Origin of the sequence: Polaribacter staleyi, from assembly GCF_038024045.1 — a bacterium.
In the GTDB taxonomy this organism is placed as follows: Bacteria; Bacteroidota; Bacteroidia; order Flavobacteriales; family Flavobacteriaceae; genus Polaribacter; species Polaribacter butkevichii.
This window is the reverse complement of sequence record NZ_CP150665.1, coordinates 2,223,267-2,237,803: the sequence shown is the minus strand read 5'-3', so window position 1 is coordinate 2,237,803 and position 14,537 is coordinate 2,223,267. Positions and strand designations below refer to the sequence as shown.

Below are 14,537 nucleotides of genomic sequence, written 5' to 3'. Positions count from 1 at the left end.
TGGAAATCCTTTTTTAACTTCATAAAGAAGTTGTCATTACGAGGAGTGCAACGACGTAGTAATCTCTTAGTCGAGTTAGAGATTGCCACAGTAAATAAAAAATTTACTTCGCAATGACTTATAAAAAAGATTGAAACGGATAGCCTGTTAAAACGCCCAAAAAATAAAAAGAAATGAAAGAAGGTTTAGCTGGAAAAATTGCAAAAGTCTTTATTGGATCAAAATTAACCGTGTTGCTAATGATCGTTTTTATGGTGGTTGGTGTGTACGCTTCTTTTTTGATACCGAGAGAAGAAGAGCCGCAAATAGATGTGCCAATGGCAGATATTTTTGTGGGATATCCTGGTGCGAGTCCTACTGAGGTAGAAACGCGAGTGGTAAAACCTTTAGAAAAATTAATCTCGAATATTAAAGGTGTAGAGTATGTGTATTCTACGTCTATGAATGAGAAAGCAATGGTAATTGTGCAGTTTTATGTGGGCGAAGATATTGAGCGTTCTTTTGTGAAATTATACAATGAAATTAACAAGCACATGGATCAAATGCCGGCAGGTGTTACGTTTCCGTTGGTTAAAACGCGTGCTATTGATGATGTGCCTATGTTGGGGTTAACGTTGTGGAGTGAAAACTACAGCGATTATCAATTAGGTCAAATGGCGCAAGAATTAGAAAGCGAAATTAAAAAGGTAAATGATGTTTCTATTACCGATAAAATAGGAGGAAGAAACCGACAGTTACGTGTGGTTTTAGATAAAGATAAGCTGGCCGCAAGCGGATTGGATTTTTTATCGGTTTCTGAAATGATAAAAGCAAATAATACCCAATTAAGTGCGGGTAGTTTTGATAAAAGTGATTCAGAATTTTTAGTAAAAACAGGTAGCTTTTTAGCCTCTGTAAAAGATGTAGAAAATTTGGTGGTTGGTGTACAACAAAATAGACCTATTTATTTAAAACAAATTGCCAATATTGTTGATGGACCAGAAATTCCACAGAATTATGTGTCTTTAGGTTTTGGAAAAGCGAGTGAAAAATCTCAAACTTATAAGTCTGAATATCCGGCAGTAACTATTTCTGTAGCTAAAAGAAAAGGAGCCGATGCGATGAAAATTGCAGAGGTAATTTTAACAAAAGTAGCGCATTTACGTACCACTTTAATTCCGGATGATGTACACGTAGAAATTACTAGAAATTACGGAGAAACCGCTTCTCATAAAGTATCTGAATTGCTATGGCATTTGATTGGTTCTATCTTTGCAGTTACTCTAGTGGTTATGTTAGCAATGGGTTGGCGTGGTGGTTTGGTGGTGTTTTTATCTGTGCCAATTACGTTTGCGTTAACGTTGTTGAGTTATTATATGATGGATTATACGTTAAACAGAATTACGTTGTTTGCGTTGGTTTTTGTAACAGGTATTGTGGTGGATGATTCCATAATTATTGCAGAAAATATGCACCGACATTTTAAAATGAAACGTTTGCCGTTTAAACAAGCTGCTTTGTACGCAATTAATGAAGTTGGAAATCCAACCATTTTAGCCACATTTACTGTAATTGCTTCTGTTTTACCTATGGCTTTTGTTTCTGGTTTAATGGGGCCTTATATGGCGCCAATGCCAATTGGAGCTTCTATTGCAATGATATTATCTTTATTTGTTGCCTTAACAATTACACCTTATTTAGGATATATTTTCTTAAGAGAAAAAGATAAAAAAGGAGGAGAAGAGAAAGTAGAAAAACCTTTAGAAGAAACCTTTATTTATAAAATTTATAACAAATTTGAAAGACCGTTGTTAGAAAACGGAAAGAAACGTTGGTTGTTTTTAGGCGGAACATTTGTACTATTGATGGCAACAATGGTGTTGTTTTTTACAAAATCGGTTGCTGTAAAAATGTTGCCTTTTGACAACAAAAACGAGTTTCAGGTAGTAATTGATATGCCAGAAGGCACTACTTTAGAAAGAACTGGAGTTGTTGCGCAAGAAATTGCACAGTACTTAGCTACGCGACCAGAAGTGGTTAATTATCAAAACTACATTGGTACTTCTGCACCCATTACTTTTAACGGTTTGGTACGTCATTACGATTTACGTGGAGGTTCTAATATGGCAGATATTCAGGTGAATTTAATTGGAAAAGAACATAGAAGTATTCAGAGTCATGGAATTGCAAAATTGTTAAGACCCGAAATACAACGAATTGCTGCAAAATACAATGCAAATGTAAAGCTGGTAGAGGTACCACCAGGACCACCGGTTTTGTCTACTATTGTAGCTGAAGTTTATGGACCTGATTATAATGAGCAGATTAAGATTGCAAATAGCGTTCAGAATATCTTAAAAAATACAGAAGATGTGGTAGATATTGATTGGATGGTAGAAGATGACCAAACAGAATATCAATTTAATATTAATAAAGAAAAAGCCATGTTGTATGGTGTTGCGCCTCAACAAATTGCCTACACTATGAATATGGCGTTGTCTAACCGTGCTATTACTACTTTATATGATGAAGATGCCGTAAATCAGGTTGGTTTGGTATTGACTTTAGATGAAAAAGAAAAATCTACCATTTCTGATATTTCTCAATTAAAAGTAAAATCGAAACAAGGAAATTTAGTACCTATTGCAGATTTAGTAGAAATTAAAGAAAGTATTGCTGCAAAAAGTATTTATAGAAAAAACCAAAAACGTGTAGTGTATGTATTGGCGGATATGGCTGGGGAATTAGAAAGTCCGGCATACGCAATTTTAGGAATGGAAGAAAAATTGAATAAAATAGCGCTTCCTGAAGGATATAAATTAGATGAAATGTATTTGGGTCAGCCAGAATTTGAAGATAATTATACCGTAAAATGGGATGGAGAATGGCAAATTACTTTAGAGGTTTTTAGAGATTTAGGAATTGCCTTTTTAGGTGCTATTATCTTAATTTATATTTTAATTGTTGGATGGTTTCAAAACTTTAAAGCACCTGTTGTAATGATGGTTGCCATACCGTTATCATTAATAGGAATTATTTTAGGACACTGGATTATGGGCGCCTTTTTTACAGCAACGTCATTTATTGGTATGATTGCTTTGGCAGGAATTATGGTTAGGAATTCTGTTTTATTGATAGATTTTATCAACTTAAGATTAGAAGAAGGAGTGCCTTTAAAACAAGCAGCAATTGAGGCAGGAGCGGTGAGAACAACACCAATTTTATTAACTGCCGGAACCGTAGTTATTGGTGCATTTGTTATTTTGTTTGATCCTATTTTTCAAGGACTAGCAATTTCTTTAATGGGAGGAACTATTGTTTCTACAGTACTAACGTTATTGGTTGTGCCGTTAGTGTATTATATGATAGAGAAGAAAAATTATAAATAAAGAACTTTTTTCCGCAGATTACGTGGGTTTCCGCAGATAGGAATAGGATAAATCTGCACTTATCTGCGTAATCAGCGGGAGACAAAAAATAACAAACTCATGAAATTAGTGATCGTTACAGCAGTAGAAGAGTTTCAAAAAGAGGTTTTAAACATCTTTAAAAAAGCAAATATTGAAAACTTTAGTAGTTCAGATATCGATGGTTATAAGAATGCGCCTTCTTTATTAAAAGCCTCTAATTGGTTTTCGGCAGAGAAGAATGGGAATGAATCTATCATGTTTTTTTCTTTTACTAACAAGGAAAAAATTGATGGACTCTTTACTATAATAGATGAGTTTAATACTAATCTAGAAACAAATAATCCAATAAGAGCAGTTGTACTCCCAGTAGAAAGGTTTATTTAAAATTTCCTTTTTTTGAAAATAGAAAAAGAATAATAAATCTGCTGTTATCCGCAAAATCTGTGGGAAACAAAAACAAATTATAAGTAATTATGAATAGTCCTGTAGAAATCTGTAGGAGGTTAAAAAAATATAAGAAATGTTAAATAAGTATTTTAGAGTAATTGTAGGAGTGATGGTTTTATTAAGTGTTGTTTTAACATTTTATGTGAATCAGAATTGGATGTGGTTTACCGTTTTTATCGGAGTGAATTTAATTCAGTCTGCATTTACAAAATGGTGTTTGTTAGAAACCATTTTAATGAAATTAGGTATTAAAAAAGAAGGCGACTCATGTTCTTCTTGTAACTAGAAAAAGAGTTTTATCTTTTAATTTAAAACATAAAAAAAGGCTATAAACATAATTTATAGCCTTTCTATTTTTAAATTTTATCCTCTGTATCTATGTCTTTGACTTGGTTCAAATTTTTTGCCCGAACTTCCCAAACTATTAAATTTCCAAGTAAAAGTTAACATTGCATATTGTTTTAGTACTGTACTAGAAGAATCTTGTATATAATCTTCTGTTGCAACTCTTCTTGCATTTGTATTTTGATTTAAGATGTCATACACCTTTATACCCAATGCTCCTTGGTCTTTTAATATTGAGTATCTTAAAGTTGTATTCCAGAACCAAGCACTCTTTTGAAAACCATCTGCTATATTAGGGTTGTAATTAAATTTTACATCATTTCTCCATTCTAATTTTTTAGGTAAAAATGTTGCTGTGCTTATTAACACATCGTGACTTGTAAAGTTTTTATCACTAAACTGTTCTATATCATAAGTGTTTTTGTTCACGGATATAGTATATGAAGGTCTAATTTGTAAGATATCATCCCACATAAAATCAAAACCAAGTCTTGGAGAAATCGAGGTTGCTTTACTAGAGTATTGTACTCCATTGTTAAAGTTTACATTCTTATTATGGTTAGCAAAAACTCTAAATTCGGTTTTTAAACTACCAAAATCTTCCCATTTTTTGGTAACACTATAACTTCCGCCTGCTTGTAAGCTATAAAAACCATCTACGTTTGCATAAGAAGTTTCTCTAATAAGCGTATTTGTGTCTATTATGGTATTTGCAACCACTCTATCATTTGTTAAAGAAAGGTTACCAAAAGCCCAGAAACCAGTTCTTTCTTTCCAATTAAAATTGGATACTCCAAAACGCAAACTGTGCGTTTTTGTTGGAGCTAATTCTGGATTACCAGTTACAATATTCAATGGGTTAGATTCGTCTCTAAAAGGTTGTAATTGAGATAATGAAGGTGTACCATTTCTAAAGTTATATCTTAATCTATAACTACTTGTTCTATCTTTTCTATATCTAAGATTTACTCCGTATTCTAAATTATTAAAATCTCTCGTTAAGTTGGTTTCTGGCCTTAAAAAATCTTTGTTTTCTAAGGTTCTATTTACATAAGATACTTTTGCAGATGTAGACCATTTATCATTTCTGAATTCTAGTTTTGCACTCGGTTTTTTTACATTGTCTAAATACTCGAAATCGGTACTTAATAAATTACTAAACTCCGTATAATCACTTGTATTTTGATCAAAGTTAAAAGTACTTCTTTTTCGTTTCGTTTTTGTGTTTGAATATTCGTAAGCAACATCAAAAAATAAAAGTTTAGATACTAATGGAAAACGATACACAACCTCACTACCAGTTTCTACAATGTCTGTAATTCCGTCAGAAAATTGATCTCTAATTATTTGATCTGGATTGGTACCATAAACATTCGTTTCTGATTTTACCAAGTCTTCTGTTTCCGTTTTTTTAACATTTACTGTTAGTTCTACTTTTAAAAAGGCGCCGTTATCACCAAATAATTTGGTTAGATTTATTTCGTTATCAATTTTTTTAATATTAGAATCTGCAACAGAATTAGAGTTAGAATCGTTGGTAAGAGTATTAGTATCATTAAAACTTTCTGAATTACTCATGTAAGTGTTTTTATTGATGTCTGCATTAAAGTCTGTTTCAATATCAATTCTAAACGTACTGTCAATTTCAATTTCAAAATCTACACTTGCATCATGGCTATCACTTTCGTTAAAAGAAGTGTTATTCGATTTTCTGATAAAACTTGTACCGTCAGATAAAAAAGTTTCTCTATCGCTTGTTGTTTTGTTATCCGAATCACTGTTTTTATAGAAGTAATCACTAGAAAGTTCAAATATATTTCCAAAAGCATTGATATAATTTACTCCATAATTGTTAGAAGTAACAATACCTTGTCCACCACCAAAACTTCTATTATTACCACCAAATTGCAATCTTTGGTTTCCAAAACTAAAACCAGGCGAGTTTACATTATTACCACCTGCTAAAAGACCAATTCTTTCGCTTTGTTTAAAACGAGTTGCCATACCTGCGTATTCATATCTACCATCGGTACCTTTTCCTGCAGCAACTTTACCAAAATACCCTTTATTGTTTTCTTTTTTAATAGTTAAGTTAATGGTTTTGTTTTCTCCATCAGAATCTTCGCCAGCAAATGCTTGTGCTTTTGTCTTTGTATCCGAAATTTGAATTTTCTCAATAATATCTTTGGTTAAATTTCTTGTTGTAATTGTTGGGTCGTTACCAAAAAAGGGTTTTCCGTTTACCAATATTTTATTAACAGATTTTCCGTTTATAGTAATATTTCCTTCATCATCGACCTCTACACCAGGAAGTTTTTTTAGTAGATCTTCTACATTTGCATCTTTCTTGGTTTTAAAAGATTTTACATTAAACTCTACGGTATCTTTTTTAATTGTGATAGGAGCACTAGATCTAATAACAACTGCATCTAACACGTTTGCAGGTTCTAAAATTATAGTACCAATGCTTTGGTTTTTTACTGTAACTATTTTACTGTAAGGTTTGTAACCAAGATAAGAAACCACTAATTTTACTTTACTATCTGCAGTTTTACCACCTACATTAAAATATCCTTTAGAATTTGTAATGGTATACGCAATAATACTACTGTCTTTTAATCTTTCTGTATGTACAGTTGCTGATTCTAAGAACTCATTATCTTCACCTGATTTTATGTTTCCTTTTAATTCAAATGATTTTGTTTGCGAATACGTTAGACAACTTAAAAGTAAGCAAGTTAATAAAAGAAGTTTCTTCATTTTTGGTTGGTTGATTGGTTATTTGAGTAAGGTTTGAATAAGTGTAACTAAATTTTGAAGCAAAGGTTTAATCAAATAATTAGATAATCTATTTTTTAACACAACTTTGGGAGTTTATCGGTCTTTATCATTATTTTTTGTTAAAAAATAACACACCTATTTTGCAAAGCAAAATAGGTGTGTTATTAAAATAGTTGAGGTTTTTTAAAGAAACAGTGCTTTATTTTAAGATGTAAAGATGTTGTGAATTAAAAAGTATAAAGAGTGTAGTTTGGATTTAAAAATTAAAGTAGTGTGTTTTTTAAAGTCTTATTTTTATTTGTTCTAAATAAAAACTTATATTTGCAGCATAATTATTTGTAATGATTGTTTTTTATACTGAAAGTAAGCCTATAGTTTCTATGTTAAATACATCCGTTTGTGATAGTGTTTGTTCTTCTAATTGCATAAAACCAAAAAGTAGCTGTTGCAATAAGTATAAAAAAAAGGGCATCAACTGTAAGCGATGCCCTAATATTTTGCTAAAAGCTTCTTAGCTTAATTTACCCTTTTTTATATAACGGGTCTGCACCAATTGTACCGATTAAGCTTTCTAAATATTCGTTAGAACTAACATTTTTATATTCAATTTTTAATTTTTCTAAACGACTATTGATGTCCATTTCAGAAACTATAGATGCATTAAAAGGGTTTGCAATAAAGTCTTCGGAATATTTAATTTGATTACCGTAGAATGCAATATCTTTTTGTTGCTTTAATTTTAAACGCTCTTTGTACCAGTCGCTATTTATAACATACTCTCTGCTAAATAAATTACGTAATTCAGGATCGCTAATCTGTTTTCCTTGATAATTACCATACGCCATAATGTGTAATAGAACTTTTAAAGGAGGAATTGCAGCAGCGATACTACCATCTTCAAAATAATTTAAAGCAACTTTTTGTTGTGCTTCTACAATGTTTTTAATTCCGTCTACATAATCATCTAAACCTTGTAATTCTGGTTTAAGCATTCTTTCACTAAAAACAGCTGTTGGTTCATCAAAAATTCGATGCATACATCTGTAAGAGAATGTTTTTGTAATTCTGTATCCTAATCTACTAGCTAAAATAGTTTCTCCTTCGTATTCAAAATCCTCAATTTTTTCTAAAGAACCATTTTTAATTAATTCTTTAGGATCTCTGTCTTTTGGTTCTAATCTTGCCCAAATTTCAGGAATTAATAAACTTACATCATGGTCTATTTTGTTTTCTGCACCTACATAACCTGCCGCAGTACTAAATCCGTTAGATTCTGTTAAAATATGAGACAACAATGCATTGTTTAAATCGGTTGTTGGTGTAAGCATATTAAACGGTGCTTTAGTTAAAGCTCCTTCAGATCCAGCACCTGTAGTAGATGGAGATTTACCTGTTAAACTACAAATAAAGTCCATAAATAATTCTGGTGCTTCTTGGTAATGAATAGGATTGTAAACAGCCAAAGGTCTTATTCCTGCAACTTTATCAACAGGGTTGTTTCTTCTACCTGGTAAAACTGCATTTACAACATGGTGTACAGGATCTTTACTTTTAATTTTTCTAACCAAACGTACACCAAGATCTGCTAAATAAGTAGCCTCTGTTTCTACCACATTTTTATTAGGTTCAAGGTAACGAGGGTTTTTTGTAGGTTCTCCGTTTACAATTCTGGTATGAGAAGGAACCACAAAAAATTCTTCTTTTTGATCACTCTTTACAATACTTTCTATAAAATCTTTAACAGGTTGTGTGTATTTGTCAAAGTTGATAGTATCTTCATATAAAGCAATGGCATCTTCTTTTTTTAGTAGCTCGTAGTTGGTTAAAAAGCGTCCGTTTGTTACCAAATCTAATTCTGCCGCTTTATCATAACCTCTTACAACAGCTTCATCTGGTCTTTGAAAAAGATGCGCTTCGCAATTGGTTAATAATTTTAAACTTTTATTTGTAAACTCAGGATTTAGGTTGTTTAATAGATTTCTAGGTATGGTAATAGAAGCTGTAATATCATCTTCGGTTTGCACTTTTTCTGACGGAGAAAAATCTGAACGAAGTTTGTTTAACATCCAGTTTCCTTGTTCATTAAAACCAATACGAACATAACTACCCACAACAGGAGTGTTATTGTATAAAAGACTTGTGCCTTTTTTTCCGTTGATAATTTCAACAGACATATATTCTTTCCAGTTTAAACTTCCGTGAGCTTGTCTGTGTAGCCTTTTTACAAAAAGGACTAAAGAACGAATATGAACCGGAATGTTGTTTAGCATTTCATTAAACTCGTCTGAATTTTCTTTAGAAGGGATTAATAATTTAACGGCAGAACTTAAGGTTCTTTTTTCACTTAAAAAAGATCTAGATATAGGTCTGTTTGGGTCTTTAACTTTCCAACGATTTGAATAAACATATTGTATAATCTCATCTGCCTTTTTAAAGTCTTCTTCTATGCTATGGATGTTAAAAGTACTATATGTAATAGCATTTTGCATGGGTTTAGAAATCTCAGATTTACCACCTCCAGAAACCGTACAAGGTTTGTGGCAAAAAACACCTTCTGCAAAAGTTTCTATAATTCTCCATAAATCGATTGATTTATGTTTTTCTAATTTTAATTTACTTCCGGTAGGATGCACGTATGTTTTATAAGGAGACAAGGTTAGTTTTTGCTCTTTACTATTATGCATCCAAGTAATACTATTTGTATTGGTGTTTACGTATGCAAATTCTGGAATGTAAACAATATTAGGATATTTTTTGTCTACTGCATAATTTTCTGGTTTTACCTCTATGGTATCTCCTAAAAGTTCTTTTACGCCTTCGAAAGTATGTTTAAAATTATAGAAAGCAGCGTAATCTTTACCGTCTACAGTATCGCCCATTACTCTTCTTGCAAATGCAATTGCACCACCCGCATGTTCTTCTTCTACCAAACCAAATAAGTTGGCAGAATAACTAATTTGAGTTTTAATTTCTTTTTTAGAATATCCGTAGTAATTATCAGCAATTAAAGTAATAACAACCCCTCTATCATCTCTACAGGTAATTTTAAAAGCACCACCATCATTATAAAGTTCGTTTTCATTTTTCCAACACATTCCGTCTTTTCTTTGACGTTCTGTAGCGTCATCAAAATGAGGTAAACCAACGTCTTTCTTTTTTAACTCTTTTAATTGCGGAGCTAAAACGATACAACCTGTATGACCTGTCCAGTGTTCTGTATCTAAAGCAGCATCATTTTGCGCCAAATTAGGGTCTCCTGCATTGCCAAAAATAGATTCTACAAAATCTAGATTACTTACCAAGTTTCCAGGAACAAAGAATCTAACTTCTAAAGATTTTTCTGAAATAACACCTTTTACTTCTGGGCAAACAATAGGTCTAAGTAGTGTAGAAACCATTACTTTGGCTTGTTTTTCTTGACTAGATGTAAATGGCAATGTTTTTAAATCATCCGAAGGATTAAAAGCTGCATTTAAAAAATGTGCAAATACTACTTTGGGTACTTCAAATTTATCTAAAGGCACCGGTAAACTTCCCTCTACAATATGAAAAGTACCTTTTGTGGTTCTTTTATCATTTAAAGGATTGTTTAAAATACCTTGTTTTACTCTACTTGTAGTAACTAAATCACTTTTAAAAGAATTTCCATCTGGTGGTAAACTCACCTCTCTTGCTTGTCCTTTTTTTGATAAAACTAACGTGTCGTTTGGTATTGCAATTGATTTATCAATAGAAACATCTTTAAAATAATCGTCTATAAAATCTTGAATTCTTGTATCTACAGGAGAAAGATGATTGGATAATAATCTTGATTTCTCTTGAATACTTTTGATAAGACTGCTTGTTAATTCTTCGAATTTAGGATTTAAAAATTGGGTGGAATTTTCTGGTTTGTCTTTAAAAGTTGGTTGGCCTAATGAAGCTAATTGTAAATTGATAAACTGAATAATGTCATTTCTAGTTTCTTGCATAGTGAGATGTCCTTATTGTTATGGTATCGTTCTATAGCAAAAATAAAACATGAATTAATTTTAAAAGCTGTTAAATATCATGTTTACAGCGTATTTTGAAAGCTTAATTGAGGTTTTTAATAAAAAAGTGAATTTATTATGTTTAAGTTTAGTGTTTCTAATTAAGTTGATAAAAAATATTTCTACAATTTTTTTGATGCTAATTTATATCAAAGAGTATCTAGCCTTACAGTTATTTATTTAAAAGCACTTAAACCCGTTACATCTAAACCTGTAATTAATAAATGAATATCATGTGTGCCTTCGTAGGTAATTACACTTTCTAGGTTCATCATGTGGCGCATAATAGAGTACTCGCCAGTAATTCCCATTCCTCCTAACATTTGTCTTGCTTCTCTAGCAATTGTAATTGCCATGTCTACATTATTTCGTTTTGCCATAGAAATTTGAGCAGAGGTTGCTTTTTCTTCGTTTCTTAAAGTACCGAGTCTCCAAGCTAATAATTGCGCCTTGGTGATTTCAGTAATCATTTCAGCTAATTTTTTTTGTTGTAATTGAAACTGACCAATAGGTTTGCCAAATTGTTCGCGCTCCTTACAATAGCGTAATGCAGTGTCATAGCAATCCATAGCAGCACCAATTGCGCCCCAAGCAATTCCGAAACGAGCCGAATCTAAACAACCTAATGGTGCTCCCAATCCAGATTTATTTGGTAGCAAGTTTTCTTTGGGTACTTTTACATTATCAAAAATAAGTTCTCCAGTTGCAGAAGCACGTAAAGACCATTTATTATGCGTTGTAGGTGTTGTAAAACCTTCCATTCCGCGTTCCACTATTAAACCATGAATTCTACCTTCTTCATTTTTTGCCCAAACAACTGCTATTTGTGCAAAAGGCGCGTTAGAAATCCACATTTTTGCCCCATTTAAAAGATAATGATCTCCCATATCTTTAAACTTTGTTTCCATGCCTGAAGGATTAGAGCCATGATTTGGTTCTGTTAATCCAAAGCAACCCATCCATTCTCCAGAAGCTAATTTTGGTAAATATTTTTTACGCTGTGCTTCATTGCCATATTTAAAAATAGGGTACATAACCAATGAAGATTGTACAGAAGCAGTAGAACGAACACCAGAATCTCCACGTTCTATTTCTTGCATAATTAATCCGTAAGAAATTTGATCTAAACCTGCGCCACCATATTCTTCTGGTATATAAGGACCAAAAGCACCAATTTCTGCCAAACCACCAATAATTTGTGTAGGAAACTCTGCTTTCTGAGCATATTCTTCGATAATAGGAGAAACATCGCGTTTTACCCAATCTCTTGCAGCGTCTCTAATTAACTTGTGTTCTTCTGTTAATAAGTCATCTAAATTGTAATAATCTGGAGCCTGAAAAAGATCTTGTTTCATGTTTTTGATATCTAAGAATTATACTATTAGTTTTTTTATGGGGTTGTTTAATTGTGTTATTTTAAACAAATATATGTATTGTTGTTAAATTTTAATTAATTTTAAATTAAAAATTACTAAAGTTAAAGATACAAAATCTATTAAAAGTAGATGATTTCTATTAAGTTTGTAAATATGAAGCACACCCTAGGAAAAGAAGAACGTTTAAAAAGTAAAAAGCTTATAGAAAGGTTGTATACGGAGAGAAACTCTGTAAAAGCATTTCCGCTTAGAATGATTTTTTTACAAACAGAGCATACATCAAATTTTCCTGCTCAGGTTGGTGTTTCTGTTCCAAAACGTAATTTTAAGTCTGCCGTAGATAGAAATCGATTAAAGAGATTAATGCGAGAATCTTATCGTTTGCAAAAAGAAATTGTATATAATCATTTAGAAAAACCGTATATTTTTATGATTTCGTATATTGGAAAAGAAGCATGTACCTACGATGAAATGTTCTTAAAAATGGAAAAACTGTTAACTAGGTTTATAGAAGAAACCAAAAACATAAATAATGACAAAATTTAATTTTTCTAAAAAAACGATTTTGGTTCTTTTAGTAGGAACCCTTTTTTTGTCGTTTTCATTTAAATCTAAATTTTTTGAAGTTGCAAAACAAATAGAAATTTACAATACGTTGTTTAAGGAGTTAAATATGTATTATGTAGATGAAATTAATCCGGCAGAATTAACGAACAAAGCAATAAAAAATACCTTAAAAGATTTAGATCCTTATACCAATTTTTATAACGAGCAAGATGTAGAAGATGCCAAAATTAGAAGAGAAGGTGAGTATGGAGGTATTGGGGTTACCGTATATTACTTAAAAAATGGAATTCAAATTAATGAAGTTTATAAAGGATACGCTGCAGATAAAGCAGGACTAAAAGCAGGAGATGTTATTGTTTCTGTTGATGGGCAATCTGTAAAAAATATGGAAAGAGAACAGCTTTCTATGTTGATAAAAGGAACGCCAAACAGTAAGTTTTCTGTTACATTAGAAAGGCAAGGTAATACTATTCAGAAAGAAATTACTAGAGATAAAGTGGTTTTAAACCCTGTTCCGTTTTTTAAAATGATAGATGAAGAAACAGGATATATTGTACTAACACGTTTTAATAACAAAGCATCATCCGAAGTAAAAAAAGCATTTAGAGCATTAAAAAAGACCGGAATGAAAAAACTAGTTTTCGATTTAAGAGGAAATCCTGGAGGTTCATTATCGGAATCTTTAAATATTTGCAACTTTTTTTTACCAAAAGGGAAAACGCTTGTTACCACAAAAGCAAAAATTAAAAAATGGAGTAACACATATAAAAGCACAAATGAACCTTTAGATTTAGAGATTCCTATTGTGGTTTTGGTAAACGGTCGTTCTGCTTCAGCTTCTGAAATAGTAAGTGGTTCTTTGCAAGATTATGATAGAGCTGTAATTATGGGACAACGTTCTTTTGGAAAAGGTTTGGTACAACGTTATAGAAAACTAACGTATGGTACACAGTTAAAATTAACAATCTCTAAATATTATACACCAAGTGGTAGATGTATTCAAGAATTAGACTATACCAATAGAGATAAAGATGGTAATGTGCCTAAGTTTTCAGCTTCTGGTATTAATGAGTTTAAAACAGCAAATGGTAGAACCGTTTATGATGGAGGTGGTGTTTTACCAGATGTGGTTATTAAGACCTCTAAAAAAACAGAAGCAACTAAAAGTTTATTGGACTCAAGAGTTATTTTTAATTTTGCTACAAAATATTATTATAAAAATCTAGAAATAGAAAGTGAAACTAATTTTGATTTTAAAGAAGCTGATTTTAATGGTTTTACAAATTATTTAAAATCGGATACTACGTTTGTTACCAAGCAAGAAAAACTATTTAAAGAAGCTTATATAGCGTCAAAAGAAAAAGATATTTCTAAAGAATATAACCAAATTAAAGAGAAGTTATTTAAAGATAAGATTGATGAAATATCTAAAAATAAAGATATTTTAAAAAGCGTTATTAAAGAAGAAATATTAAAAAGATATTATTATGAAGAAGGTGTTTATAACCATAATCTAAAGAATGATTTTGTTATAAAAGAAGCAGTTAACTTATTGTATAACCAAGATAAATATAAGGAACTATTATCCGTTAAATAATTTT

Annotated in this window: 8 protein-coding genes; 5 read left to right on the top strand and 3 right to left on the bottom strand. The window is 31.4% G+C overall.

What is annotated here, in order from left to right:
• Positions 1-173: 173 nt before the first annotated feature.
• The 3 genes from WHD07_RS09495 (at position 174) to WHD07_RS09485 (ending at position 4,122) form a co-directional block, all read left to right on the top strand.
• The gene (locus tag WHD07_RS09495) at positions 174-3,368 is read left to right on the top strand and encodes an efflux RND transporter permease subunit (protein WP_343328202.1); all 3,195 of its coding nucleotides are present in this window, start codon (positions 174-176) and stop codon (positions 3,366-3,368) included.
• Positions 3,369-3,467: 99 nt separating this feature from the next.
• A complete protein-coding gene (locus WHD07_RS09490) occupies positions 3,468-3,773 on the top strand; it encodes a hypothetical protein (protein WP_343328201.1) in 306 nt (101 codons plus the stop codon).
• A gap of 136 nt (positions 3,774-3,909) precedes the next feature.
• Positions 3,910-4,122 (top strand): DUF2892 domain-containing protein, encoded by a 213-nt coding sequence (locus tag WHD07_RS09485; protein ID WP_343328200.1) that lies wholly within the window; start codon positions 3,910-3,912, stop codon positions 4,120-4,122.
• A 77-nt stretch (positions 4,123-4,199) separates the two neighbouring features.
• On the opposite strand, the gene WHD07_RS09480 is transcribed toward WHD07_RS09485, so the two are convergent.
• The 3 genes from WHD07_RS09480 to WHD07_RS09470 all read right to left on the bottom strand — a co-directional run bounded on the left by WHD07_RS09480 (position 4,200) and on the right by WHD07_RS09470 (position 12,348).
• Complete coding sequence (locus tag WHD07_RS09480; RefSeq protein WP_343328199.1) at positions 4,200-6,941, bottom strand: outer membrane beta-barrel protein; 2,742 nt, start codon at positions 6,939-6,941, stop codon at positions 4,200-4,202.
• 542 nt (positions 6,942-7,483) lie between these two features.
• Complete coding sequence (locus WHD07_RS09475; RefSeq protein ID WP_343328198.1) at positions 7,484-10,933, bottom strand: hypothetical protein; 3,450 nt, start codon at positions 10,931-10,933, stop codon at positions 7,484-7,486.
• A 236-nt stretch (positions 10,934-11,169) separates the two neighbouring features.
• On the bottom strand, positions 11,170-12,348 hold the full coding sequence (locus WHD07_RS09470; RefSeq protein ID WP_343328197.1) for an acyl-CoA dehydrogenase family protein: 1,179 nt from the start codon (positions 12,346-12,348) through the stop codon (positions 11,170-11,172).
• Between the two features lie 174 nt (positions 12,349-12,522).
• On the opposite strand from WHD07_RS09470, the gene rnpA reads away from it, so the two are divergent.
• Both rnpA and WHD07_RS09460 read left to right on the top strand, forming a co-directional pair.
• Entirely contained in the window at positions 12,523-12,915 is a 393-nt protein-coding gene (gene rnpA, locus WHD07_RS09465; RefSeq protein WP_343328196.1) for a ribonuclease P protein component, read from the top strand.
• A complete protein-coding gene (locus tag WHD07_RS09460; RefSeq protein ID WP_343328195.1) occupies positions 12,902-14,533 on the top strand; it encodes a S41 family peptidase in 1,632 nt (543 codons plus the stop codon). The genes rnpA and WHD07_RS09460 overlap by 14 nt, the downstream gene beginning before the upstream one ends.
• The last annotated feature ends 4 nt before the right edge of the window (positions 14,534-14,537 follow it).